Raw genomic sequence first — 25,193 nt, 5'->3', positions numbered from 1 at the left:
CTGTTCTAGTCAAACTCCAGTTCCACCTGCTCCGATCCAATCAGCGAGCGCAAATCGTTAAGTAAACGATCGCTGGGCGAAATTCGCCACGCTGCACCAAAGCGCAGCTTCGCTCGCGCGTCGGCTCTCTGATAATAGAGATGCACCGGAATAGTCCCTGATCGATGAGGTTCCAGGGACTGACGGAGTCGGTTTAATAGCTGGTCATCAATTTGCCTGTCCGTCAGCGAGATAGCAAGTCCGCGCGCGTATTTTTCGCGCGCTTCGTCGATGTCCATGACTTCCCGGGCGGTCATTTTAAGGCCACCACTGAAGTCATCAAAGCTGACCTGTCCGCTGACGATCAGGATTCGGTCTTTCTCCAGCAGCTGCTGGTATTTATCTAACGCATCGGTAAATAACATCACCTCAAGACGACCGGAACGATCGTCCAGAGTACAGATACCAATTCGGTTGCCGCGTTTGGTCACCATTACCCGCGCCGCGATCACCAGACCGGCCGCCACGGTAATTTTACCCCGATCGGTAGGATGCATATCTTTCAGCCGCACCCCGCCAACGTAACGCTCAATTTCTTTCAGATACTGGTTGATCGGGTGGCCGGTAAGATAGAGCCCCAGCGTTTCCCGTTCACCATCCAGCTGCACCTGTTCGGGCCACGGCGTCACGCTGGCGTAGGATTTCTCGATCTGCTCCGGCTCTTCGGCCAGCACGCCAAACATGTCCGCCTGACCAATCGCTTCCGCTTTCGCGTGCTGATCGGCCGCTTTCAGCGCGTCACCGAGTGAACTCATCAGCGCCGCGCGGTGCGGTCCGAGGCGGTCAAAGGCCCCGGACATAATCAGTTTTTCCATCACCCGGCGGTTAATTTTTTTGGTGTCGGTGCGGGCGCAGAGATCAAACAGCTCCCGGAAGTAGCCACCTTCGTTTCGTGCGTCGATGATCGCTTCAATCGGCCCCTCACCCACGCCTTTAATCGCGCCGATACCGTAAACGATTTCGCCCGCGTCATTGACATGGAAAGGGTAAAGACCGGAGTTGATATCGGGCGGCAGGACCTTCAGCCCCATGCGCCAGCACTCATCCACCAGCCCGACCACTTTCTCGGTGTTGTCCATATCGGCGGTCATCACGGCAGCCATGAACTCGGCCGGATAGTGCGCTTTCAGCCACAGCGTCTGATAGGAGACCAGGGCGTAAGCCGCAGAGTGTGACTTGTTAAAGCCATAGCCTGCAAATTTTTCTACCAGATCGAAGATCTTCATCGACAGTTCGCCATCGATGCCCATACGTTCGGCACCGTCGCGGAACACCGATCGCTGCTTGGCCATCTCTTCGGGTTTCTTTTTACCCATAGCGCGACGCAGCATATCTGCGCCGCCCAGGGTATAGCCGGAGAGCACCTGCGCGATCTGCATCACCTGTTCCTGATAGAGGATGATGCCGTAGGTCGGTTCCAGAACCGGTTTCAGGCTTTCATGCTGCCACTGGATATCGGGATAGGAGATCGCTTCCCGGCCATGCTTACGGTCAATAAAGTTATCTACCATGCCGGACTGCAGCGGCCCAGGACGGAACAGCGCCACCAGTGCGATCATATCTTCGAAGCAGTCGGGCTTCAGACGCTTGATCAGATCTTTCATGCCGCGCGATTCAAGCTGGAATACCGCCGTGGTTTCCGAGCGCTGCAGCATATCGAAACTTTTCTTATCATCCAGTGGGATAGAGGCGATATCGATCGGCTCCAGCCCCTGCTTTTCCCGGCGCGGGTTGATCATCTTCAGCGCCCAGTCGATGATGGTCAGCGTACGCAGCCCCAGGAAGTCGAACTTCACGAGGCCGGCATATTCCACATCGTTTTTATCGAACTGGGTGACCGGGAACTGGCCGTGCTCATCGCAGTAGAGCGGCGCAAAATCGGTAATCTTTGTGGGCGCAATCACCACGCCGCCCGCATGTTTACCGGCGTTACGCGTGACCCCTTCCAGCTTGCGCGCCATGTCGATCAGCGCCTTCACCTCTTCGTCTGCGTCATACATCGCAGGCAGCTGTGGTTCCGCAATAAAGGCTTTTTCCAGCGTCATGCCGGGATCGGGCGGGATCAGCTTTGAGATGCGATCCACAAAGCCGTAGGGATGACCCAGCACGCGGCCGACGTCGCGGATAACCGCTTTCGCCGCCATGGTGCCGAAGGTGATGATCTGAGAAACCGCTTCACGTCCGTACATATCGGCGACGTGCTCAATGACCTGATCGCGCTTCTCCATACAGAAGTCGACGTCGAAGTCGGGCATCGACACACGTTCCGGGTTCAGGAAACGTTCAAACAGCAGGTCAAATTCCAGCGGATCGATATCGGTAATTTTCAGCGCATAGGCCACCAGCGAACCGGCACCGGAACCACGGCCCGGGCCGACCGGCACGCCGTTATCCTTCGACCACTGGATAAACTCCATCACGATCAGGAAGTAGCCCGGGAATCCCATCTGGTTGATAACGTTAAGCTCAACCTCCAGACGTTCATCATACTCCGGCCGTTTTGCCGCCCGCTCGGCTTCATCCGGGAACAGGAACACCAGACGCTCTTCCAGCCCCTCACGGGATTTCACCACCAGATAATCTTCGGTGGTCATGTCACCGGTCGGGAACTGCGGCAGGAAGTACTCGCCCAGCCGGACCGTGACGTTACAACGCTTAGCAATCTCTACGCTGTTTTCCAGCGCTTCCGGGATGTCCGAGAAAAGCTCGCACATCTCCGCTTCGCTGCGCATATATTGCTGAGGACTGTAGTTGCGCGGACGTTTAGGGTCGTCCAGCGTATAGCCGTCGTGAATGGCGACGCGGATCTCATGCGCATCAAAGTCTTCGGCGTTGATAAAGCAGACTTCGTTGGTGGCGACCACCGGAATGCCTTCGGCAATCGCCAGTTCGACGGCCGCATGCAGGTAACTTTCTTCATCCTGACGGCCGGTGCGGATCAGTTCCAGATAGTAGCGATCGGGAAAGTGCTGCTGATAAAACGCCAGGCATTGTGAAACCAGCGCACTGTTGCCGCGCAGCAGGCTGCGACCCACGTCGCCACGCCGGCCACCCGACAGCAGAATCAGCCCTTCCTGTAGCTCAATCAGCCAGTCACGATCGATGATCGGCCCGTCCACGCCGTAGCCGCGCTGGTAGGCGCGGGAGATCAGCAGCGTCAGATTCTGATAGCCGGTATTGTTCGCCGCCAGCACGGTGAGCTGGGTGAGTTCATCTCCCATCAGCTCGCTGGCCACGTTGAAGTCAGCACCGATGACCGGTTTTATCCCTGCGCTATGTGCGCCACCGTAAAATTTGACCAGCCCACAGAGGTTAGTGAAGTCGGTAATGGCGATAGCGGGCATGCCAAGTGCAGCCGCCTTCTTGATCAGCGGCCCGGTCTTCGCCAGGCCATCGACCATCGAATAGTCACTGTGGACACGCAGATGTATAAAACGGGGTTCAGCCATATCAGTTTCCGGTTAAAACAGTGTCAGGCTATTTCAGCGTCAGAGGCTGGCGCGCAGCCAGAACTTCAGCATCGAGCAGCGCATTGCGAACGGGCGCAAAACTGCGACGGTGATGCGGCGTGGCGCCATGTTGCGTCAGTTTTTCCATATGCAGCGCGGTCGGATAACCTTTGTGCTGCGCAAAACCATACGCCGGGAACAGCCGATCAAGCTCGGCCATTTCGCGATCGCGCGACACTTTGGCGATGATCGACGCCGCGCTGATTTCGGCAACCAGACTATCCCCTTTCACTACCGCCTGGGAAGGCATCGGCAGCGCCGGGCAGCGATTACCATCGATCAGCACATAGTCAGGCTGGATCGGCAGACCCGCTACGGCGCGCTGCATCGCCAGCATGGTGGCGTGGAGAATGTTGAGCTGGTCGATCTCTTCAGGCTCTGCCCGTCCCAGACACCAGGCCAGCGCCTTCTCTTTGATCTCGTCATACAGCGCCAGGCGGCGCTTTTCCGACAGTTTCTTTGAGTCGGCCAGGCCGGTAATCGGATTCGCCGGATCGAGGATCACGGCCGCGGTGACGACCGCACCGACCAGCGGCCCGCGCCCCACTTCGTCCACACCCGCAATCAGGCTGGCAACAGGGTAGATAAAATCAGGCATTCACCAGCTCCAGTACCGCATCCGCTGCCTGCTCATCAGCGTTCCAGCGGATCTGTTGATGTAATTCATGAAACGTCTGCAGCAGCGTTTCGCGTTCAGGTCCGGCATGCAGCAGCGGATCTAAGGCTGCCGACAGGGCTTCAGGCTGACACGCATCCTGCAGTAGCTCTTTAACCAGCTCACGCCCGGCCAGCAGATTCGGCAGCGAGACGTAAGGCGTTTTAACCAGCCGTTTCGCCAGCCAGAAAGTGGCAGGCTTCATGCGATACCCCACCACCATCGGACATTTTGCCAGCATGCACTCCAGAGCGGCAGTGCCGGATGCCAGCAGTGCGGCATCGCTCGCGATCATCGCCTCCCGGCCCTGCCCATCCAGCAGATGCATCGGCAGCTCCGGGGCCGTTTCGGCCTTAATCTTCTCAAACTGTTCGCGGCGACGGGCATTCACCAGCGGCACCACAATCTCCAGCGCCGGATAGTGGCGTCGCAGCAGGCGGGCCGTTTTCAGAAAGTCCGCGCTGAGCATTTCTACTTCCGCGCCGCGACTGCCCGGCAGCAGGGCCAGACAGAGCGCATCGTCGGCGATCCCCAGATGACGCCGTGCGGCCAGCTTATCGGGCTGCAGCGGCATCGCATCCGCCATCGTATGGCCGATAAAGCGGCAGGGAACGTTAAAACGATCGTAGAAGGCTTTTTCAAACGGCAGGAACGCCAGCACCAGATCGGTATTACGACCGATCTTAAAGACGCGCTTTTGCCGCCATGCCCACACCGAGGGGCTGACATAGTGGATAGTGCGGATGCCTGTGCGTTTGAGATTGCCTTCCAGCGTGATATTAAAATCGGGCGCATCAATCCCGACAAAGACGTCGGGCCGGAGCGCGGTGAAACGCTGCGTCAGATCGCGGCGGATTTTCAGCAGGCGTCGCAGGCGGCCCAGCACCTCGACGATCCCCATCACCGCCAGCTCTTCCATCTCATACCAGGCTTCGCACCCTTCCGCCTGCATCAGCGGGCCCGCTACACCGACAAAGCGTGCGTCAGGATGGCGGGCTTTCAGAGCACGGATCAGACCGGCACCAAGAATATCGCCGGAGGTTTCTCCGGCGACCAGGGCAATCGTTAAAGGACGCGCTGACATGGATTAACGGATTAAACCACGGGTAGAACGGCTGAAGAAGTCGTAGAAAGGCTGCACTTCGCTGTGCTGCTGCGCGATGGCTTCGATCTCTGGTTTTACTTCCTCCAGCGTTCTGCCGCTGCGGTAGAGCAGCTTGTAGGCGTTGCGGATCGCGTGCAATGACTCTTTGCTGAAGCCACGGCGCTTGAGACCTTCGATATTGATCCCGAACGGCGTCGCGTGGTTGCCCTGCGCAATCACGTAAGGAGGGACATCCTGTGCCACGCCGGAACAGCCGCCAACCATCACATGCGCACCGATGGTGCACCACTGATGGACCGCTGTCATGCCGCCAATAATGGCAAAATCATCGACCGTGACGTGACCACCCAGGGTGGCGTTGTTCGCGAAGATGCAGCGGTTGCCAATCACGCAGTCATGCGCGATATGGACGTTTACCATCAGCAGATTATCGCTGCCCACCGTAGTGACATGGCCACCCTGGGTCGTGCCACGATGAATCGTCACGCTTTCACGGATGCGGTTGCGATCGCCGATCTCAACCCGTGTTGGCTCACCGGCATATTTCAGATCCTGATTCACTTCACCGATCGAGGCGAACTGATAGATCTGGTTATCTTTGCCGATACGCGTGTGGCCGTTCACCACAACGTGTGACTTCAGTACCGTTCCTTCACCGATCTCAACATTCGCGCCAATAAAGCAAAACGGGCCAATGTGAACACGGGCACCAATGACAGCGCCCTCTTCGATGACAGAACTGGGATGGATAGTGGCGGTTGGATCAATCACGAATTATGCCTCCCGGCTGCGGGCACACATCATGGTCGCTTCACAAACGATTTTACCGTCAACAGTCGCCACGCCTTTAAAGCGGGTCAGACCACGGCGGGTTTTCTCGAAAGTCACTTCCATGATCATTTGGTCGCCTGGTACGACAGGACGTTTGAAACGGGCACTGTCGATACCGGCAAAGTAATAGAGTTCGCCTGGCTCCAGTTTACCTACGCTTTTAAACGCCAGAATACCGGTAGCCTGCGCCATCGCTTCCAGGATCAGAACGCCAGGAAAAATCGGTTTACCAGGGAAGTGCCCCTGGAAAAACGGTTCATTAACAGAAACGTTCTTCACTGCACGCAGGTATTTGTGCTCTTCAAATTCAAGCACACGGTCTACCAGCAGAAACGGATAGCGGTGCGGCAGCAGCTCTAAAATCTCTTCAATTTTCAGAGTATGAGTTTCAGTAGTCAAAATACTCTTCCTGTCCTAAAAATCTGATGACAACAATAACACGGCCTGCACAGATCAAATGATCTTCCGCAGGCCGCAAATAGGTTCTGTGGCGCCGGGCTTCCCTGCTTAACATTTTTATTATGAAAGCCGGTCAGTTTGGGGATGGCGGTTAGTCGTCTTTGCCGACCTTGCGCTCGATGGCTTTTAAGCGTTTGCTCATGTCATCGATGTTCATCACCAGCGCTGCAGTTTTGCGCCAGGTTTTGTTGGGTTGCAGCGGAATACCGGATGAGTAAACACCCGGCTCTGTGATAGGACGCATGACCATACCCATACCGGTCACCGTTACTTTGTCACAGATTTCCATATGGCCGTTAATGACACTGGCACCGCCAATCATACAGTAACGCCCAATCTTCAGACTACCCGCCATGATCACACCGCCTGCAACCGCAGTATTGTCGCCAATAACTACGTTGTGGGCGATCTGGCACTGGTTGTCTATGATAACACCATTGCCGATCAGAGTGTTATCCAGCGCACCGCGATCGATGGTTGTGCAGGCACCTATTTCCACACGATCGCCAATAATCACCGCGCCTAACTGCGGGATTTTCACCCAGTTACCGCGATCGTTGGCATAACCAAACCCATCAGAACCGATGACCGCGCCTGACTGAATCAGACAATCCTGGCCGATGACGATCTCGTGATAGATGGAAACGTTGGCCCAGAGACGGGTTCCGCTGCCGATACGGGTTTTTTTGCCGACAAAGCATCCCGCCCCTATCACTACGTTATCGCCCAGTTCAACGTCCGCTTCGATCACGGCGTTTGCGCCGATCGCAACATTGCTGCCGAGACGGGCCGAGGGGTCGATCACCGCGCTGGGCGCAATGTTCTGCGCCGGCTGAGGGGTAGTATCGAGTATCTGTGCCATACGCGCGTAAGTCAGGTAGGGATTTTTCACTACCAGCGCCGCGGTGTTGCACCACTCCAGATCCGCTTCCGTCAGCACCACGGCTGAGGCCTTAATCAGGGCGAGTTGCTCGCGGTAACGGCTGTTTGCAAGAAAAGTGATTTGGCCAGTTGTGGCGGATTGCATAGAAGCAATGCCAGAGATGACGATATCGCCATCTCCGTGCAATTCTGCATCCAACTGCTGGGCTAAATCAGCCAGTCGAATAGATGACATGAATTATTTAACCTGTTTCAGCACGTCAGCCGTGATGTCTTTTGCGTTTGATGCATAAGCCACCGCGTTCGCGTCGATTACCACGTCATAGCCATCGCTGTCAGCGACTTTCTTCACGGCATCCTGAATGCGGCTCAGCAGCTTGTTACGCTCTTCCATCTGACGACGGCGGTTATCCTGCTCAAACGCCTGTGCTTTTGAAGAGAAAGCTTCACGCTGTGACATGACATCTTTCTCCATGCGGCTGCGCTCGCTGGCCTTCATGGTCGAACCATCACGCTGCAGACGCTGCATTTTGGTTTGCAGATCGCGCTCCTGGCTCTGCAGCTCAGTTGCACGGCCTTTGAACTCGTTTTCCAGCTGTTTAGCAACAGTCGCACGTTGCGGTAACTGTTGGAAAATGCTGGACACGTTTACCACTGCAATTTTGTCAGCAGCCTGAACACCAGCGGAAACCGCTAAAGCAAGACCCAGACCTGCGGCACACAACAACTTTTTCACTATAAACTCCTTACCATCAACGTTTGTGTCAGCGACACAGTGTTTGCACCGGAACAGCAGCGTGTGCTGTCCGGCAGCAAGACTTCAGCTTGCATCCATGCTCAGAACATTACCAGGTTTTACCAATGTTAAACTGGAACTGCTCTGACTTGTCTCCCTCGACTTTCTTCAGCGGCTGGGCGTATGAGAACACCAGCGGGCCAAGCGGTGACATCCACTGCAGCGCAACACCGCTTGAAACACGGATGTTGTTTGGATCGCTGTAGTCAGGAATGCCCGCAGCACGCGTTTCAGCGGTATTTTCCCAATGGGTATCCCACGCGGTACCGGCGTCGACAAACACCGACGTACGCACCGAGTTAGCATACTTCTCGCTCAGGAACGGCGTTGGCGTAATCAGCTCAAGGCTGGCGATTGCCATCGCGTTACCCCCGACCGCATCGTCAGACTTACAGACGCCATTTGGATCGGCAATCCGGCAGTTTGACGAATTGTTATTGTAGTAAGCGGCTTTAGGACCAATGGTGTTGGACTGGAAGCCACGCACGGTGCTTGAACCACCGGCGTAGAAGTTCTCATAGAACGGCATCTCTTTGCCGCCAAGTCCATCGCCATAGCCCACGCGGCCACGACCCAGCAGCACCCAGGTACGATCCTGGTTAATCGGCACATATTGCTGGGTATCCAGCGTGGCCTTATAGAAGCTGTTATCTGAGCCCGGAATCGTCACCTTACCGTTCAGGTTGGTGCGGTTACCCGACGTCGGGAAGAAGCCGCGGTCCAGGGTGTTGTACGTCCAGCCGTAGTTAAAGGTGAAGTCATCTGCGGAGAACTCACCCTTGTCGTTAAGCTGCTGCGGTTTGCCAACCGAGTCGAGATAACGCCACATCGCCACCTGCGGCTGCATGTTAGAGAGGTCATTGTGGACATAGCCCAGACCAACACGCAGGGTGTTGTTTTCGTTAACCGGGAAGCCGAGCGTGCCATCCAGACCATAACTTTTGTTGGTATAGTCAGAGAGGTCCGCGTTGTCCGCTTTAAAGTCGTTATAGAACAGACGGCCACCCAGACTGACACCGTCAACGGTGAAGTACGGGTCGGTCAGTGAGAATTCCGCGTAGGTCTGGTAGTCGTTCTTGGTGCCGCTGATGCCGACGGTATTACCGGTGCCCAGCCAGTTATCCTGCGTTACCCCGACCTGGAAGCTCACGCCACTTTCGGTGCCGTAACCGACGCCGAAGTTAAAGGTCCCGGTGTTACGCTCTTTGACCTTGTAAACCACATCCACCTGGTCCGGCGAACCTGGCACGCGCTGGGTGTCCACATCCACGGTTTCGAAGTAACCGGTGCGGTTCAGACGCTCTTTGCCCTGCTCAACCAGGTCGCTGCCCAGCCATGCGCCTTCCATCTGACGCATTTCGCGACGTAACACCGAATCTTTCGAGGTGTCGTTGCCTTCGAAGCGGACATTGCGCACGTAGTAGCGGTTACCCGCATCCACGTTGATATGCAGTTTTACGGTCTTATCGGCGTCGTTGATTTCCGGCTGTGTCGCCACGCGCGGATAGGCATAGCCGTAGCGGCCCAGCAGTTTCTTGATGTCATCTTCCATCTTCGTCACTTTGGCGCCGTTATAAAGTTCGCCGGACGGAATTTTGGTCAGATGTTCAATTTCTGCCGAGTGGCCAGCCATGCTGCCATTGACGATCACACCCGCGATTTTGTACTGGTCGCCTTCGGTGATGTTCACCGTGATGTAGATGCCTTTTTTATCGGGCGTCAGGCTGACCTGCGTGGAATCGATGTTGAAGCGTGCATAACCGCGATCCAGATAGAAGCTGCGCAGGGTTTCGAGGTCGCCCGCCAGTTTCTGCTTCTGATATTTACGGTCGCCCACCACGTTCCACCACGGCACTTCATCGCGCAGCTGGAAACGGGAGATCAGCTCGTCCGAGCTAAAGGCTTTGTTACCGACGATGTTGATCTGCTGAATTTTGGCAGAGACACCTTCGGTAAAGACCAGCTTCAGGTCCACACGGTTACGCGGCAGCGGCGTAACCACGGCTTTCACGTTAGCGGTATATTTCCCGACGCTGTAGTAGAAATCCTCAAGGCCCTTCTCGATAGAGGAGATGGTGGTACGGTCCAGCGCTTCGCCGACACGCACGCCTGAGGCTTCCAGATTCTGTTTGAGCTGCTCCTCTTTCACCGCTTTGTTACCGGTGAAGGTAATGCTGGCAATGGTAGGACGTTCTTTGACCTGGACAATCAGTGTTGTACCGTCTCGCAGGACCTGAACATCCTCAAAGTTGCCAGTAGCGAACAGCGAGCGAATGGTGTTTCTGACATCATCGTCATTCACCGTATCACCAACCCGTACTGGCATGCTCAGCAGAGCCGCGCCGACGGCGACTCGCTGCAGCCCTTCGAAATGAATATCCTTCACCACGAAATCGTCTGCACCGTAAACGGTGGCGCTGCTAAACAGCAGCGACGCTATGAGCAACTTTTTCATCGCCATCGTTGTTATGCGTTTTCCTAACACATCCCCCGAATGTTCGCGTTCCAGCGGTTACAAACGTGAGAAATCATTGAAAAGTGCAAGCCCCATTAACAGCACCAGCAGAATTGAGCCGATGCGATAACTAAAGTCCTGAACTCGCTCGGACACCGGTCCGCCTTTGATCTTTTCGATCGCCAGGAAGAGCAGATGCCCACCATCTAAAACCGGCAGAGGGAACAGATTGATGATGCCCAGGTTGACGCTAATCAGCGCCAGGAACATCAGGTAGTAAATCAACCCGTACTCTGCTGACAACCCTGCACCCTGCGCAATCGAAATCGGCCCGCTCAGGTTGTTCAGCTTCACATCACCGGTTATTAACTTGCCCAGCATGGACACCGTGAGCTTCATCAGCTGCCAGGTTTTTACACTGGCCTCACCGATAGCGGCAAACGCACCATACTGTCTTACCGTTTTGTACTCTTCAGGCAGCGGAATAATGCGCGGAATGACACCGGCAAATCCCGCTTTACTGCCCGCCTTCGCTTCCGGCGTCATCGTCAGCGCAATGGAGTCACCACCGCGATCCACCTCAAGCGCCATGCTTTTGCCCGGATTATCCCGGACCTGGGTGACAAAGAACTGCCACTGCGATAATGGCTGACCATCGACTTTAACGATCCTGTCGCCCGCTTGCAAACCGGCTTCACTGGCTGGCGAGTTGGCCTGGACTTCTGCCAGCGTGGTCTCAATCTGCGGACCGCGCGGCTGAATCCCCAGCGCAGCAACCGGATCCTGCTTATCCGGCTCAAACTGCCAGTTACGCAAATCCAGCTGCTTCCGCTGCGTCGCCTCTTCGCCAAATCGGGCCACGGTCAGCGTGGTAGTGCTGTCGCCGATTTTACCAACCAGCGCCATACGCACAGCATCCCAGTCAGGCGTTTCGATACCGTCAACCGCCTTAAGTTCCATGCCGGGTGTAATTTGAGCTTCCGCCGCCACCGAACCGTTTAAAATTTCACCGATTACCGGGCGCACACCAGGGACGCCGTGAATAAACACAACCCAGTAGGCGAAGATGGCGAAGATGAAGTTAGCGACAGGACCTGCCGCAATGATGGAGGCGCGTTGCCAGACGGCTTTGTTGTTAAAAGCCTGATGACGCAGCTCGGCCGGCACGCTTTCGACGCGTTCGTCGAGCATTTTGACATAGCCGCCAAGTGGAATCAGCGCGATGACATAGTCGGTGCCGTGACGGTCACGGCGCTGCCAGAGCGCCTTGCCGAAGCCGATAGAAAAACGTTCAACTTTCACGCCACAGCGACGAGCGACCCAGAAGTGGCCAAACTCATGAACCGTAATCAGTACGCCCAGCGCAACGATAAAGGCGACAAAACTCCAGAGTATGCTCAACATCTTTGCCTGTCCTCAGAGGGTGCGGAACACCAGCAGCAGTAAACAGGCAAACACCGGCACCGCCGCAGTCAGACTATCGATGCGGTCAAGAATGCCACCGTGACCCGGGATCAGATTGCCGCTGTCCTTAATGCCCGCTTCACGTTTGAACATGCTCTCCGTGAGGTCGCCCAGCACCGAGGCCAGTGTCGAAATGACCGCGCAGATGACCAGCGTGCCCACCGAGACCGTAAGCGGTGCCAGGGAGGCAAACAGCAGCGCAATCAGCGCAGAAGAGGCGAGGCCGCCCAGAAACCCTTCCCAGGTTTTCCCCGGTGAGACCTTTGGGGCCAGCTTGTGTTTGCCGAACATCTTGCCAAACATGTAGGCACCTGAATCCGCACCCCATACCAGCAGCAGCACAAACAGCAGCCACCAGGCGCCGGCAAAGTGATCGGTTTCATAGTGATACTGACGCAGCGCCACCATGCCCCAGAAAAAGGGCACCAGCGTTAGGACGCCAAAGAGTAAACGGAGCGGACGCGAATGACGCCAGAAGGCCGCAGAAGCGGGATAGGAGAGCACCAGCAGCAGGGCAACGACCCACCACACCAGCGACGCCCAGAGCGATGTCGCGATCTGCGGCAGTTGCACCATGTGCTGATAGGGTGGCAGCGTAAACTGCATCAGCGCCAGCAGCAGACCACAAAGTACAGCCAGCCAGACGCGCTGCTGGCGTGATGCCATCCCTGCAAACTGACCCCATTCCCAGGCGGCCAGCATGCAGATAACAATCGTTGTCAGTGCGAAACCTACGGGCGGTAACCAGAACAGTGCAGCTATTACCAGCGGAATTAATATCAACGCGGTAATCAGACGAGACTTCAGCAAAGGTTACCCCCAGATTGCTCAGGCGCCGCCTGGTGCAGCGCCGCCAAAACGACGCTCCCGCAGAGAGAATGCATTCAGTGCACCTTCAAAAACGTGTTCATCGAAATCCGGCCAGAGCACATCGGTAAAATAGAATTCAGCATAGGCAATCTGCCACAGCAGGAAGTTGCTAATCCGATGCTCTCCCCCGGTCCTTATCACTAAATCCACTGGCGCCAGCTCCTGCATGCAGAGCTGCGACGTCAGGCTCTCTTCGGTAATCTGGTCAGGTCGCAGTAATCCTTCCTGAACCTGTTCAGCCAGTTTTTTCACGCCTTCGATAATATCCCAACGGCCGCCATAGTTGGCAGCAATGTTGAGCGTCAGGCCACTATTATTTGCAGTCAGCGTCTCAGAACGGCGAATACGTTCCTGAATACGCGGGCTGAAACGGCTGGTATCGCCAATGACGCGCAGACGAACGTTGTGTTTGTGCAGGCTTTTAACTTCGCTATCCAGCGCCCAGACAAACAGTTCCATCAACGCAGTGACTTCCTGCGCCGGCCGACTCCAGTTTTCACTGCTGAAGGCGTAAAGCGTCAGGGCTTCAAGATTGTTGCTGACCGCAAAGCTGACGGCACGACGTACCGATTTAACGCCCGCTTTGTGGCCGGAAATCCGCAATTTTCCCTGATTTTTAGCCCAGCGACCATTGCCATCCATGATGATAGCGACGTGACGCGGACCGTTTCCCTGCTGGTCATCAGTGTTGTTGTGATTGTTAGACGACATAACGCTTAACCAATTCCTTTCATCAGAAATGCTGTGGTTTCTGAATACATTGCGCCCGATTCAAATCCCGACACCCTCTGAGTGCCGGGTCACACCGAATCCGGTGACAGACCGTGAAACGCGAGCCAGCGACTATACCATTTTCACCTGAAGCGAACAAATGGCCTCATAACGATCGCCCTCACGACGTGAAGCGCGGCAACATTTCTGTCGCCAGCGCGCGTGCGATGCGATCGATTTCAAGGACAGCGTCCACCGAATCCGGTTCCGGACACACCTGTGCCGCCATCACCGCGCTGTTCAGGGCGGCAATGTCGGTGAAGCGGATTTGGTGATTCAGGAAAGCCGCGACGGCAACCTCGTTGGCGGCATTAAGCGTGGTGGTCGCCGCCTGCCCTGCGTCACAGGCATCAATCGCCAGTTTCAGACAGGGGTAGCGGCTGAAGTCAGGTTCTGCAAAGGTCAGCGCCGACATGCGGGTAAAATCCAGCGGTGTCACGCCTGCATGAATACGCGAAGGCCAGGCCATGCTGTGAGCAATCGGCGTACGCATATCGGGAGAACCTAACTGAGCCAGCACGCTGCCATCGCAGTATCGCACCATGGAGTGGATCACCGACTGAGGGTGAAGGATCACTTCCATCTGCGCTGCGCTGGCATTAAACAACCAACGGGCTTCAATGTACTCAAGACCTTTATTCATCATGGTGGCCGAATCGACAGAGATTTTTCTTCCCATCGACCAGTTCGGATGTGCACAGGCCTGATCCGGCGACATGGCGCTGAGATCCGCTAACGCTGTGTCACGAAAAGGACCACCCGATCCCGTAAGGATAATCGACTCAATGCCATTATCCTGCAGGTCAGCGTAACCTAACTGATGCTGGATGGTAGCGGGTAAACTCTGAAAAATGGCGTTATGCTCGCTGTCGACCGGTAGTAACTGTGCGTGATGATGACGCACCGCCTCCATAAACAAACGGCCGCAGGTGACAAGCGATTCTTTGTTGGCCAGCAGGACCGTTTTGCCCGCGCGAATGGCGGCGAGTGTCGGCAGCAGACCCGAGGCGCCCACAATCGCCGCCATCACCTGATCCACCTCGTCCAGCGCGGCCAGTTCGCAGGCTGCCTGAACGCCGGAGAGCACTTCAGTTTCGACGCTGATTGCTCTCAGTCGCTCACGCAATGCCGCCGCAGAGGCGTCGTCTGCCATACAGGCGTAGCGGGGTCTGAAGGTCGCACACTGTTCGGCCATCAGCGAGACGTTGTGACCGGCGACCAGCGCCGTGATCTGATAAAGCGCCGGATTGGCGCGAACCACCGCCAGCGTACTGGTGCCGATCGAGCCGGTAGATCCCAGCAGAGTTAATCGCTTCATGAGGCTATCCGTGTGAAGTCAGCGTGCCCGCAGGCACAATGTAAAACGCCGCCAGATGTCGCATTCATACGAATACCTCTCTGTACGGCGTTTTGTCGGGCAGTGATGGGATCAGAAATCCATCAGCTCCGTCTCTTTTTCTGACAGTGCGGCATCGACTTTCTTGATGTACGCATCAGTCATTTTTTGTACTTCATCCTGCGCACGACGTTCGTCGTCTTCGCTGATCTCTTTGTCTTTCAGCAGCGCTTTGATCTTATCGTTGGCATCGCGACGGACGTTACGTACCGACACACGGCCCTGCTCGGCTTCGCCGCGCACGATTTTGATCAGATCTTTACGACGCTCTTCTGTCAGCGCAGGCAGCGGAACACGAATGTCGGTGCCGGCTGAACTTGGGTTCAGGCCGAGATCAGACTTCATGATCGCTTTTTCGACTGCCGCACTCAGTGAACGATCGAACACGTTGATTTTCAGCGTGCGTGAATCTTCCACGGTAACGGAAGCCAGCTGACGCAGTGGCGTCGGCGTGCCGTAATATTCGACGACGATGCCGTCGAGCAGCGAAGGTGAAGCACGACCGGTGCGCACTTTGCCGATGGTGGTTTTGAATGCTTCCACGCATTTTTCCATGCGCGTATCAGCATCTTTTTTGATGTCGTTAATCACGTTGAAACCCTTGGATTCGGTTTGACCTGGCCAGTTCCGGCGTAACCGGAAGCGGGATCGATAATCATCGATAATCCTGACTGGTGCGCGATGCATTATCATCGCGCTGACAGAATATACCTTATTTTATCTCGCCTCGGGTATTAATGCGTAATCAGGGTGCCTTCTTTTTCACCCATCACTACGCGACGCAGCGCGCCAGGCTTATTCATGTTGAAAACACGGATAGGTAATTTGTGGTCACGCGCCAGGGTAAAGGCCGCGAGATCCATCACTTTCAGCTCCTGATCCAGCACTTCGGCATAGGTCAGCTGCTCATAGAGTGTAGCGTCCGGGTTTTTCACCGGGTCAGCAGAGTAGACGCCATCGACCTTGGTCGCCTTCAGCACCACGTCCGCCTCAATCTCAATGCCGCGCAGACACGCCGCAGAGTCTGTGGTGAAGAACGGGTTGCCGGTACCGGCGGAGAAGATCACCACGCGGTTATTGCGCAGCAGGCTGATCGCCTCTGCCCAGCTGTAGTTGTCACAGACGCCATTCAGTGGAATCGCTGACATCAGACGTGCGTTCACATAGGCGCGGTGCAGCGCATCACGCATCGCCAGACCGTTCATGACGGTTGCCAGCATACCCATGTGGTCGCCCACCACACGGTTCATCCCCGCCTGTGCCAGGCCTGCGCCACGGAACAGGTTACCACCGCCAATCACCACGCCAACCTGGATGCCCAGTTCAACCAGCTCTTTTACCTCTTGTGCCATACGGTCAAGCACACTCGCGTCGATACCAAAACCTTCAGCGCCTTGCAGGGCTTCACCGCTGAGTTTAAGCAGGATACGTTGATAAACAGGTTTTGCGTTGGTCGCCATGGTCAGTTCTTCCTGGAAGATTGGGTGTAAAAGAGAAGTAAATTCTGATCGATCATCCGCTTACCGCGATGAAATTGCTATTGGGATGAAACTGAAAACGTGCCTGTTGCGGTGCACAGACAAAAAAGAACCGCCAGATGGCGGTTCTTTCAGAGCATTAAGACTGTTTGGACATGGCTGCAACTTCTGCAGCAAAGTCAGACTCAACTTTCTCGATGCCTTCACCCACTTCGAAGCGGATGAAGTTGATGACGTCAGCGCCCTGCTCTTTCAGAGCCTGGCCAACGGTTTTGCTTGGGTCGATAACGAAAGCCTGACCGGTCAGAGAGACTTCGCCGGTGAATTTCTTCATGCGGCCTTCAACCATCTTCTCTGCGATCTCTTTTGGCTTGCCAGACTGCATCGCGATGTCCAGCTGAACCTGGTACTCTTTCTCAACCACGTCAGCAGAAACGTCTTCTGGCTTAACGAACTCAGGCTTGCTTGCAGCAACGTGCATCGCGATCTGTTTGATCAGATCTTCGTTCGCGCCGGTAGCGGAAACCAGAACGCCGATACGTGCGCCGTGCAGGTAGCTGCCCAGCTCTGCGCCTTCCAGAATTGCAACGCGACGGATGTTGATGTTCTCACCGATTTTAGCAACCAGTGCAACGCGCTCTTCTTCGAACTGCGCTTTCAGAACTTCAACGTCGGTAACGCGACCGGCAGCAGCTGCTTCCAGAACTTTGTCTGCGAATGCCTGGAAACCGCCATCTTTTGCCACGAAGTCAGTCTGGCAGTTAACTTCCAGAATCACGCCGTAGTCGCCAACGATCTTGGTTTTGATTACGCCATCAGCAGCAACGTTGCCTGCTTTTTTCGCTGCTTTGATTGCGCCAGACTTACGCATGTTCTCAATCGCCAGCTCAATGTCGCCGTTCGCTTCAGTCAGCGCTTTTTTGCAGTCCATCATGCCAGCGCCAGTACGCTCACGCAGTTCTTTTACCAATGCAGCGGTAATGTCAGCCATTCCAGAATCCTCGGTTCGTGCCTGTGTACGTTTGCACCAGCAGACACTTATTTGCGGAAAATTTTTCTGTCCCGCCGTCCGGTTGGGAGCGTGACAGACTTAGATAAAATAAAGGGGCCAGTACAGGCCCCTTACAGATCACATCTGAATGCTAAGGGCTCTTATGCAGAGCAAACCTTATTAAGCGTTTTCTAAAGACGCTTCTTCAGCTTGCTCAGCCAGGTCCTGAGAGCGGCCTTCGCGAACGGTAGTCGCAACGGCAGTCAGGTACAGGCTTACAGCACGGATCGCATCGTCGTTACCTGGGATAACGAAATCAACGCCATCTGGATCAGAGTTGGTATCAACGATAGCAAATACCGGGATACCCAGGTTGTTTGCTTCTTTGATTGCGATATGTTCGTGATCGGCATCAACAACGAACAGCGCGTCTGGCAGGCCGCCCATGTCTTTGATACCGCCCAGGCTGTTTTCCAGCTTGGCCAGTTCACGCGCACGCATCAGTGCTTCTTTCTTGGTCAGTTTGTCGAAAGTACCATCCTGAGACTGAGTCTCCAGATCTTTCAGACGCTTGATTGACTGACGAACAGTTTTCCAGTTAGTCAGCATGCCACCTAACCAGCGGTGGTTGACGAAGAACTGGTCGCAGCTCAGTGCAGACTCTTTTACCGCTTCAGCAGCAGCGCGTTTGGTACCTACGATCAGGATCTTACCTTTACGGGAAGCGATCTTGTTCAGTTCAGCCAGCGCTTCGTTGAACATAGGGACAGTTTTCTCAAGGTTGATGATGTGAACCTTGTTGCGCGCACCAAAGATGAATGGCTTCATTTTTGGGTTCCAGTAACGGGTCTGGTGACCGAAGTGAACACCCGCCTGGAGCATGTCGCGCATGGAAACAGTTGCCATGATTACCTCTGAATTTTGATTGGGGTTGGGCCTCCATGTATCCCATACGACCGACCTCTTTCAAGGCACCCCGGCGTATGTGTCGATACATGTGTGTTTTATTACACATAATGAGAGTTATGCGTTTCCTGCTGACCGAAACGGCCATACAGAGAATCGTCGGCGCGCTTTATACCACAACCAGCCAGGGGACGCCAATAAATGATCACGGCCCGGGGCCAGTGCGTTCTCTATTTGGCAGCCCATTTACGGGCTGCTAACATGACAGCACAGAGTTCATTATTGTCGAAATTTTCGACAAATGCGGATTAATTTAATGGCAATTTCAATCAAAACCCCTGAAGAAATCGAAAAAATGCGCGTTGCGGGCCGCCTGGCCGCTGAAGTGCTGGAGATGATCGAACCCTATGTTCAGCCGGGTGTGACGACCGGTGAGCTGGATCGCATCTGCCACGAGCACATCACGCAAAAGCAGCAGGCGGTTTCTGCCTGTCTGGGCTATCACGGCTTTCCAAAGTCGGTCTGCATTTCGGTGAATGAAGTGGTCTGCCACGGCATCCCCAGCGACGATCGCCCGTTAAAAGATGGCGATATCGTCAATATCGATGTCACCGTCATCAAAGATGAGTATCACGGCGATACCTCTAAGATGTTTATCGTCGGCAAACCGACGATCCAGGGCGAGCGCCTGTGCCGCATCACCCAGGAGAGCCTCTATCTTTCCCTGCGTCTGATTAAGCCCGGCATCCGTCTGCGCGAGCTGGGCCGCGCGATTCAGAAATATGTGGAAGCGAACGACTTCTCCGTGGTGCGGGAATATTGCGGGCATGGCATTGGCAAAGGATTCCACGAAGAGCCTCAGGTACTGCACTACGATGCCGATGACGGCGGCGTGGTGCTGCAGGTGGGCATGACCTTTACGGTTGAGCCGATGGTCAACGCCGGCGATTACCGCATCCGCACCATGAAAGATGGCTGGACGGTAAAAACCAAAGATCGCAGCTTGTCCGCGCAGTATGAGCATACTATTGTGGTGACGGAAAACGGCTGTGAGATTTTAACCCTGCGTAAAGATGACACGCTGCCTGCTGTGCTCGTCGCCGAAGGGTAATTCCCCGATTACAGATCAAGCCGGCGCTGAGCCGGCTTTTTTTTGGCTAAAAAAGAGAAGAGCTGCATGAGCGTGAGTCTGTCGGAAGATGTGAAGAGCGGTCTGGCCGATTCCCCGGCCGGATGGAGTGACGACCAGCTGACCCGCGACAGCCTGAAGCTGCGGCTGGAACAGTTTCAGCAGCATCTGGCTGCCGCGTTTGATGCGGGCGAAGCGGTGGAGTCGCTGATTGATGCGCGCACGCTGTTTATCGATCGGCTCCTGTGTCGCCTGTGGCGCTTTTTTGGTTTTGCGGAGATGCCGGCGATTGCGCTGGTTGCCGTGGGCGGCTATGGTCGGGCCGAACTGCATCCGCTCTCAGATATTGATGTCCTGATCCTTAGCCGTCAGCCGCTGGACGAACAGGCCGCGCAGCGCACCAGCGAACTGCTGACGCTGATGTGGGATCTCCGGCTGGAAGTGGGCCACAGCGTCCGTACGCTGGAGGAGTGCCTGCTGGAGGGGCTCTCGGATCTCACCGTGGCCACCAACCTGATTGAATCCAGGATGCTCACCGGCGACGTGGCGCTGTTTCTGGCGTTACAGAAGAATATCTTCAGCGACGGCTTCTGGCCCTCCTCCACCTTTTTTGCGGCCAAGATTGAGGAGCAGCAGGAGCGCCATAAGCGTTATCACGGCACCAGCTACAACCTGGAGCCGGACATCAAGAGCAGCCCCGGCGGCCTGCGGGATATCCATACGCTGCAGTGGGTCGCCCGACGCCACTTCGGGGCCACCACGCTGGATGAGATGGTCGGCTTTGGCTTTCTCACTGACGCGGAGCGCAGCGAACTCAACGAATGTCAGGAATTTCTCTGGCGCATCCGCTTTGCTCTGCATCTCTCGCTGCCGCGCTACGACAACCGCCTGCTGTTTGATCGCCAGCTCAGCGTGGCACAGCGCCTGAACTATCAGGGCGAAGGCAATGCGCCGGTTGAGCAGATGATGAAGGATTTTTATCGGGTCACCCGGCGCATCAGCGAACTGAATCAGATGCTGTTGCAGCTGTTTGATGAGGCGATTCTGGCACTCTCCACCAGCGAAAAACCCCGCCCTGTCGATGACGATTTCCAGCTGCGTGGCGACCTGATCGACCTGCGCGACGAAACGCTGTTCAGACGCGAGCCGCAGGCCATTCTGCGCATGTTCTACGTCATGGTGCGCAACGACAATATCAAAGGCATCTACTCCACGACCCTGCGCCAGCTGCGCCATGCGCGTCGGCATCTCAGTCAGCCGCTGTGCCAGATCCCCGAGGCGCGGCGAACCTTTATGTCGATCCTGCGCCATCCCGGCGCGGTCAGCCGGGCGCTGGTGCCGATGCATCGCCACAGCGTGTTGTGGGCGTACACACCGCTGTGGGGCCAAATCGTCGGACAGATGCAGTTTGACCTGTTTCACGCCTACACCGTCGATGAGCATACCATCCGGGTTCTGCAGAAGCTGGAGAGCTTTGCCAGCGAAGCGACGCGGCCACAGCATCCGCTCTGCGTGGAGTTATGGCCGCGTCTGCCGCAGCAGGAGCTGCTGCTGATGGCCGCCCTGCTGCACGACATAGCCAAAGGTCGCAACGGCGATCACTCGGTTCTCGGCGCGCAGGATGCGCTCGACTTCGCGGAGATGCATGGTCTGAACTCACGGGAGACGCAGCTGGTGGCCTGGCTGGTCCGCCATCATCTGCTGATGTCGGTGACGGCGCAGCGGCGCGATATTCAGGACCCGACGGTGATCCAGCAGTTTGCCGAGGTGATGCAGAATGAGAACCGGCTGCGCTATCTGGTCTGTCTGACCGTGGCCGACATCTGCGCCACCAACGAAAGCCTCTGGAACAGCTGGAAGCAGAGCCTGCTGCGCGAGCTCTTTTTCGCCACCGAGAAGCAGCTGCGACGCGGCATGGAGAACAGCCCGGATCTGCGCGAGCGGGTACGCCATCATCGCCTGCAGGCGCTGGCGCTGCTGCGGATGGATAACATCGATGAAGAGCGGCTGCACCAGATCTGGAATCGCTGCCGCGCCGACTATTTTCTGCGCCATACGCCAAATCAGATCGCCTGGCACGCCCGCCACCTGCTGGCTCACGACCTGAAAAAACCGCTGGTGCTGGTCAGCCCGCACGCCACGCGCGGCGGCACCGAAATTTTCATCTGGAGTCCCGATCGGCCACATCTGTTTGCTGCCGTGGCCGGTGAGCTGGATCGCCGCAATCTCAGCGTGCACGACGCACAAATCTTCACCAGCCGCGATGGCATGGCGATGGATACCTTTATCGTGCTGGAGCCGGATGGCAGCCCGCTTTCGCCGGATCGTCACCCGATGATCATTCAGGCGCTGGAGCAGGCGATCACTCAGTCCGAGTGGGTGCCGCCGCGCACCCGTCGCCCGTCGGCCCGGCTTAAACATTTCAGCGTGGATACCGAGGTCAACTTCCTGCCGACGCACACCGACCGTCGCAGCTATCTGGAGCTGGTGGCGCTGGATCAGCCCGGTCTGCTGGCGCGGGTCGGGGAAGTCTTCGCCGATCTGGGGGTTTCACTGCACGGCGCCCGCATCAGCACCATTGGCGAGCGGGTCGAGGATCTGTTTATTCTGGCCAACAGTGAACGGCAGGCGCTGAACGAAGAAATGCGCACAGCGTTGCAACAACGGTTGACAGAGGCCCTTAATCCAAACGATAAAGTGTGACCCGACCCGACTGGTAAACATTCATTTCTTTACTTGTGCCGGGATAGTGCCCGGCACCGCACATGACAGATCAGGAAAAAAATATGCAACAGTTACAGAGCGTTATTGAATCCGCCTTCGAACGTCGCGCTGACATTACCCCGACCAGCGTCGACAGCGAAACCCGTGATGCCATCAACCGGGTGATCGCGCTGCTGGACAGCGGCGCACTGCGTGTTTCAGAGAAGATCGACGGCGAGTGGGTAACGCATCAGTGGCTGAAGAAAGCCGTGCTGCTCTCTTTCCGCATCAATGACAACCAGGTGATGGAAGGCGCTGAAACCCGTTTTTACGACAAAGTGCCGATGAAATTTGCGGGCTGGGATGAGGCGCGCTTCAAAGAGGCCGGTTTCCGCGTGGTGCCGCCTGCGGCGGTGCGTCAGGGTGCATTCATCGCCCGCAACACGGTGCTGATGCCTTCTTACGTCAACATCGGCGCTTTCGTGGATGAAGGCACTATGGTAGACACCTGGGCGACAGTGGGCTCCTGTGCACAGATCGGTAAAAACGTTCACCTCTCTGGCGGCGTTGGTATTGGCGGCGTGCTGGAGCCGCTGCAGGCTAACCCGACTATCATCGAAGACAACTGCTTCATCGGCGCACGCTCTGAAATCGTTGAAGGCGTGATTGTTGAAGAAGGCTCAGTGATCTCAATGGGTGTCTATATCGGTCAGAGCACTAAAATCTATGACCGTGAAACCGGCGAAGTGCATTATGGTCGCGTTCCTGCCGGTTCGGTGGTGGTTTCCGGTAATCTGCCGTCCAAAGATGGCAGCTACAGCCTCTACTGTGCCGTGATCGTGAAAAAGGTGGATGCAAAAACCCTCAGCAAAACCGGCATCAACGAACTGCTGCGCACCATCGACTGATTTCAGTGACGGGCTGGAAACCAGCCCGTCATCTTTTCTTTACAGCCATTCTCAATCAGCCTGCTTCGCGCCGCGAAGGATCGGGTGCGTTTAGTTTTCATCCAGGTCATAATCCGCGCCAGTTAAATCCTGTCGCGCAATGTTCATCCCGCTGCTTTATGTCTACAGTTGTCTGACGTCATGAACAAACCTGCGCGCTTCTCACTTTTGATGGAAACAACGCTATGTATGACAATCTGAAAAGCTTAGGAATCAGTAATCCGGACGACATCGACCGCTACAGCCTGCGTCAGGAAGCCAACAACGACATTCTGAAAATTTACTTCCGCAAAGATAAAGGCGAGTTTTTCGCGAAGAGCGTGAAATTCAAATATCCGCGCCAGCGCAAAACGGTCGTGGCCGATCACGCAACTCAGGGCTACAAAGAAGTGCAGGAAATCAGCCCGAATCTGCGTTATGTGATCGATGAGCTGGACCAGATTTGCCAGCGCGACCAGGTTGAAGTGGATCTGAAACGTAAGATCCTGGATGATCTGCGTCATCTGGAGAGCGTGGTCTCGCACAAGATTACTGAAATCGAATCGGATCTGGAAAAATTAACCCGTAACGGTCGTTAATTTTCCCGCCGACAGATGGGGCCAGCGTTGCTGGCCTTTTTTATCTCCCCTCTCCTCGCCTCATCCCTGCTCATCCAGCTGCAACGCCACATAGAGCAGCAGCCGATCGTCAAACTGGCCCAGATTGAGCCCGGTCAGCTCTGAAATCCGGTTCAGCCGGTATTCCAGCGTATTGCGATGAATAAACAGCGCGCGCGCCGTGGCACCCGGCTGAACGTTGTGGGTGAACCAGGCGATCAGCGTCCGGCGCAGCAGACCGTTGTTATCCATGCTCCTGAGTTTCGCCAGAGGCCGGGCGAGTTCATTGGCCTGCCAGCCACCACGCAGGCTGTCGAGCAGAACCGGCAGCACCAGATCCTGATAAAAATAGCTGCGCACGTCGGGCATCCGCTGCTTACCGACCATCATCGTCGTGCGCGCCGTCCGGTAAGAGCGGGCTATGCTGCCCGGCCCGCTGAAAAAGTTGCCCAGCGCGATGCGCATCCGCAGGTGGCCACTCTCTTTCATCCGCTGCAACAGCTGCTCGACGCGACGGCGGTGATCCTCCTGGTCGTAGCGTCCGTGCGCATTCAGGGCGGGCTTCAGCACCACCATCTCCGTCAGCGACACGATGGCGATCAGGTTATCGCGTTCAGGGGTCGTCAGCAGGGTCTGCAACTGCTGTAACTCCGACATCGCACTGTCAACGCCGAGCTGACCGCTGTCGATCTCCAGTACCGCCACCACGCGCGGCTGATTGAGATCGATCCCAAGCCGCTGCGCCCATTCGGTCAGCTGCGGCGACAGGGTATCGCTGCGGATCAGGTTCAGTACCAGCTCCTCACGCAGACGGCTATCCTGCGCCAGCATATGCAGCAGTCGCGCCTGTTCCAGCATCATCTCCGCCGTCATACAGACCAGCTCGCCATAGTGACGTAAGGCGACCGGTTCCCCCGTCAGGCCAATCACGCCGACGATGTCGCCATCAATCCGCAGCGGCAGGTTAATGCCGGGCCGCACGCCATGAAGATGTTTAGCCACCGCCTCATCGATATCGACCACCCGCGCCTGAGAGAGCACCAGCAGCGCACCTTCGTGCAACTCTCCAATGCGCTCCCGGTCACCGCTGCCGATGATGCGGCCGCGCGCATCCATCACATTGACGTTGCTGTCAATAATCTTCATGGTGCGTGCCACAATATCCTGCGCCAGCCGGGCATCAAGGTGATAGGTTGCCATCCGTTACTCCT

At 56.1% G+C, this 25,193-nt stretch carries 21 protein-coding genes; 4 read left to right on the top strand and 17 right to left on the bottom strand.

Annotated elements, in window-relative coordinates; genetic code table 11:
• Positions 1 to 5 precede the first annotated feature (5 nt).
• From dnaE to rpsB, 16 genes are all read right to left on the bottom strand, one after another.
• Positions 6 to 3,488 carry a DNA polymerase III subunit alpha gene (gene dnaE, locus ACNY69_RS16955; RefSeq protein WP_293774880.1) on the bottom strand — a complete coding sequence of 1,161 codons (3,483 nt, stop codon included), beginning with the start codon at positions 3,486 to 3,488 and terminating at the stop codon, positions 6 to 8.
• 28 nt (positions 3,489 to 3,516) lie between these two features.
• Positions 3,517 to 4,146: a ribonuclease HII gene (gene rnhB / locus ACNY69_RS16950; protein ID WP_367396098.1), complete on the bottom strand. Its 630-nt coding sequence runs from the start codon at positions 4,144 to 4,146 to the stop codon at positions 3,517 to 3,519.
• A complete protein-coding gene (gene lpxB / locus ACNY69_RS16945) occupies positions 4,139 to 5,287 on the bottom strand; it encodes a lipid-A-disaccharide synthase (RefSeq protein ID WP_111140589.1) in 1,149 nt (382 codons plus the stop codon). Before lpxB ends, rnhB begins: the two co-directional genes overlap by 8 nt.
• Positions 5,288 to 5,290: 3 nt before the next feature.
• Positions 5,291 to 6,079: an acyl-ACP--UDP-N-acetylglucosamine O-acyltransferase gene (gene lpxA / locus ACNY69_RS16940; protein ID WP_111140588.1), complete on the bottom strand. Its 789-nt coding sequence runs from the start codon at positions 6,077 to 6,079 to the stop codon at positions 5,291 to 5,293.
• Between the two features lie 3 nt (positions 6,080 to 6,082).
• Positions 6,083 to 6,538: a 3-hydroxyacyl-ACP dehydratase FabZ gene (gene fabZ, locus ACNY69_RS16935; RefSeq protein WP_003852639.1), complete on the bottom strand. Its 456-nt coding sequence runs from the start codon at positions 6,536 to 6,538 to the stop codon at positions 6,083 to 6,085.
• 151 nt (positions 6,539 to 6,689) lie between these two features.
• Positions 6,690 to 7,715 carry a UDP-3-O-(3-hydroxymyristoyl)glucosamine N-acyltransferase gene (lpxD, locus tag ACNY69_RS16930; RefSeq protein ID WP_111140587.1) on the bottom strand — a complete coding sequence of 342 codons (1,026 nt, stop codon included), beginning with the start codon at positions 7,713 to 7,715 and terminating at the stop codon, positions 6,690 to 6,692.
• A gap of 3 nt (positions 7,716 to 7,718) precedes the next feature.
• Complete coding sequence (skp, locus tag ACNY69_RS16925; RefSeq protein ID WP_003852644.1) at positions 7,719 to 8,216, bottom strand: molecular chaperone Skp; 498 nt, start codon at positions 8,214 to 8,216, stop codon at positions 7,719 to 7,721.
• Between the two features lie 109 nt (positions 8,217 to 8,325).
• Positions 8,326 to 10,737 carry an outer membrane protein assembly factor BamA gene (gene bamA, locus ACNY69_RS16920; protein WP_111140586.1) on the bottom strand — a complete coding sequence of 804 codons (2,412 nt, stop codon included), beginning with the start codon at positions 10,735 to 10,737 and terminating at the stop codon, positions 8,326 to 8,328.
• A gap of 51 nt (positions 10,738 to 10,788) precedes the next feature.
• Complete coding sequence (gene rseP, locus ACNY69_RS16915) at positions 10,789 to 12,135, bottom strand: sigma E protease regulator RseP (RefSeq protein ID WP_418799262.1); 1,347 nt, start codon at positions 12,133 to 12,135, stop codon at positions 10,789 to 10,791.
• A 12-nt stretch (positions 12,136 to 12,147) separates the two neighbouring features.
• Complete coding sequence (gene cdsA / locus ACNY69_RS16910; RefSeq protein ID WP_418799260.1) at positions 12,148 to 13,005, bottom strand: phosphatidate cytidylyltransferase; 858 nt, start codon at positions 13,003 to 13,005, stop codon at positions 12,148 to 12,150.
• 18 nt (positions 13,006 to 13,023) lie between these two features.
• Positions 13,024 to 13,776: a (2E,6E)-farnesyl-diphosphate-specific ditrans,polycis-undecaprenyl-diphosphate synthase gene (gene ispU / locus ACNY69_RS16905; RefSeq protein WP_009091989.1), complete on the bottom strand. Its 753-nt coding sequence runs from the start codon at positions 13,774 to 13,776 to the stop codon at positions 13,024 to 13,026.
• A 181-nt stretch (positions 13,777 to 13,957) separates the two neighbouring features.
• Positions 13,958 to 15,154: a 1-deoxy-D-xylulose-5-phosphate reductoisomerase gene (ispC, locus tag ACNY69_RS16900; protein ID WP_111140583.1), complete on the bottom strand. Its 1,197-nt coding sequence runs from the start codon at positions 15,152 to 15,154 to the stop codon at positions 13,958 to 13,960.
• A 111-nt stretch (positions 15,155 to 15,265) separates the two neighbouring features.
• Positions 15,266 to 15,823, bottom strand: a complete 558-nt coding sequence (gene frr, locus ACNY69_RS16895) for a ribosome recycling factor (protein ID WP_111140582.1) — start codon at positions 15,821 to 15,823, stop codon at positions 15,266 to 15,268.
• A gap of 143 nt (positions 15,824 to 15,966) precedes the next feature.
• Positions 15,967 to 16,692, bottom strand: coding sequence for a UMP kinase (gene pyrH, locus ACNY69_RS16890; RefSeq protein WP_128084920.1), 726 nt, complete (start codon positions 16,690 to 16,692; stop codon positions 15,967 to 15,969).
• Between the two features lie 157 nt (positions 16,693 to 16,849).
• Positions 16,850 to 17,701 (bottom strand): translation elongation factor Ts, encoded by an 852-nt coding sequence (gene tsf / locus ACNY69_RS16885; protein WP_111142279.1) that lies wholly within the window; start codon positions 17,699 to 17,701, stop codon positions 16,850 to 16,852.
• A 180-nt stretch (positions 17,702 to 17,881) separates the two neighbouring features.
• Positions 17,882 to 18,607 carry a 30S ribosomal protein S2 gene (gene rpsB, locus ACNY69_RS16880; RefSeq protein WP_139805878.1) on the bottom strand — a complete coding sequence of 242 codons (726 nt, stop codon included), beginning with the start codon at positions 18,605 to 18,607 and terminating at the stop codon, positions 17,882 to 17,884.
• A 316-nt stretch (positions 18,608 to 18,923) separates the two neighbouring features.
• Between rpsB and map the strand changes: the two genes are divergently transcribed.
• From map to ACNY69_RS16860, 4 genes are all read left to right on the top strand, one after another.
• Complete coding sequence (gene map, locus ACNY69_RS16875; RefSeq protein WP_418799256.1) at positions 18,924 to 19,718, top strand: type I methionyl aminopeptidase; 795 nt, start codon at positions 18,924 to 18,926, stop codon at positions 19,716 to 19,718.
• Positions 19,719 to 19,784: 66 nt separating this feature from the next.
• A complete protein-coding gene (gene glnD, locus ACNY69_RS16870) occupies positions 19,785 to 22,439 on the top strand; it encodes a bifunctional uridylyltransferase/uridylyl-removing protein GlnD (RefSeq protein WP_111140265.1) in 2,655 nt (884 codons plus the stop codon).
• Positions 22,440 to 22,522: 83 nt separating this feature from the next.
• A complete protein-coding gene (gene dapD / locus ACNY69_RS16865; RefSeq protein ID WP_111140291.1) occupies positions 22,523 to 23,347 on the top strand; it encodes a 2,3,4,5-tetrahydropyridine-2,6-dicarboxylate N-succinyltransferase in 825 nt (274 codons plus the stop codon).
• Between the two features lie 224 nt (positions 23,348 to 23,571).
• The gene (locus tag ACNY69_RS16860; RefSeq protein WP_010254085.1) at positions 23,572 to 23,964 is read left to right on the top strand and encodes a DUF3461 family protein; all 393 of its coding nucleotides are present in this window, start codon (positions 23,572 to 23,574) and stop codon (positions 23,962 to 23,964) included.
• 60 nt (positions 23,965 to 24,024) lie between these two features.
• Here ACNY69_RS16860 and ACNY69_RS16855 read toward each other — a convergent pair whose 3' ends face one another.
• Positions 24,025 to 25,182, bottom strand: coding sequence for a CdaR family transcriptional regulator (locus tag ACNY69_RS16855; protein ID WP_111140266.1), 1,158 nt, complete (start codon positions 25,180 to 25,182; stop codon positions 24,025 to 24,027).
• Between the last annotated feature and the right edge of the window lie 11 nt (positions 25,183 to 25,193).

The organism is Pantoea graminicola, assembly GCF_048452665.1.
In the GTDB taxonomy this organism is placed as follows: Bacteria; Pseudomonadota; Gammaproteobacteria; order Enterobacterales; family Enterobacteriaceae; genus Pantoea.
This window is presented reverse-complemented; position numbering and strand designations above follow the sequence as displayed.

Bases quoted from the DNA above. Each gene is read 5' to 3' on its own strand.
- dnaE (WP_293774880.1), bottom strand. From the start codon at position 3,488: ATGGCTGAACCCCGTTTTATACATCTGCGTGTCCACAGTGACTATTCG.
- rnhB (WP_367396098.1), bottom strand. From the start codon at position 4,146: ATGCCTGATTTTATCTACCCTGTTGCCAGCCTGATTGCGGGTGTGGAC.
- lpxB (WP_111140589.1), bottom strand. From the start codon at position 5,287: ATGTCAGCGCGTCCTTTAACGATTGCCCTGGTCGCCGGAGAAACCTCC.
- lpxD (WP_111140587.1), bottom strand. From the start codon at position 7,715: ATGTCATCTATTCGACTGGCTGATTTAGCCCAGCAGTTGGATGCAGAA.
- bamA (WP_111140586.1), bottom strand. From the start codon at position 10,737: ATGGCGATGAAAAAGTTGCTCATAGCGTCGCTGCTGTTTAGCAGCGCC.
- rseP (WP_418799262.1), bottom strand. From the start codon at position 12,135: ATGTTGAGCATACTCTGGAGTTTTGTCGCCTTTATCGTTGCGCTGGGC.
- ispU (WP_009091989.1), bottom strand. From the start codon at position 13,776: ATGTCGTCTAACAATCACAACAACACTGATGACCAGCAGGGAAACGGT.
- ispC (WP_111140583.1), bottom strand. From the start codon at position 15,154: ATGAAGCGATTAACTCTGCTGGGATCTACCGGCTCGATCGGCACCAGT.
- pyrH (WP_128084920.1), bottom strand. From the start codon at position 16,692: ATGGCGACCAACGCAAAACCTGTTTATCAACGTATCCTGCTTAAACTC.
- tsf (WP_111142279.1), bottom strand. From the start codon at position 17,701: ATGGCTGACATTACCGCTGCATTGGTAAAAGAACTGCGTGAGCGTACT.
- rpsB (WP_139805878.1), bottom strand. From the start codon at position 18,607: ATGGCAACTGTTTCCATGCGCGACATGCTCCAGGCGGGTGTTCACTTC.
- map (WP_418799256.1), top strand. From the start codon at position 18,924: ATGGCAATTTCAATCAAAACCCCTGAAGAAATCGAAAAAATGCGCGTT.
- glnD (WP_111140265.1), top strand. From the start codon at position 19,785: ATGAGCGTGAGTCTGTCGGAAGATGTGAAGAGCGGTCTGGCCGATTCC.
- dapD (WP_111140291.1), top strand. From the start codon at position 22,523: ATGCAACAGTTACAGAGCGTTATTGAATCCGCCTTCGAACGTCGCGCT.
- ACNY69_RS16860 (WP_010254085.1), top strand. From the start codon at position 23,572: ATGTATGACAATCTGAAAAGCTTAGGAATCAGTAATCCGGACGACATC.
- ACNY69_RS16855 (WP_111140266.1), bottom strand. From the start codon at position 25,182: ATGGCAACCTATCACCTTGATGCCCGGCTGGCGCAGGATATTGTGGCA.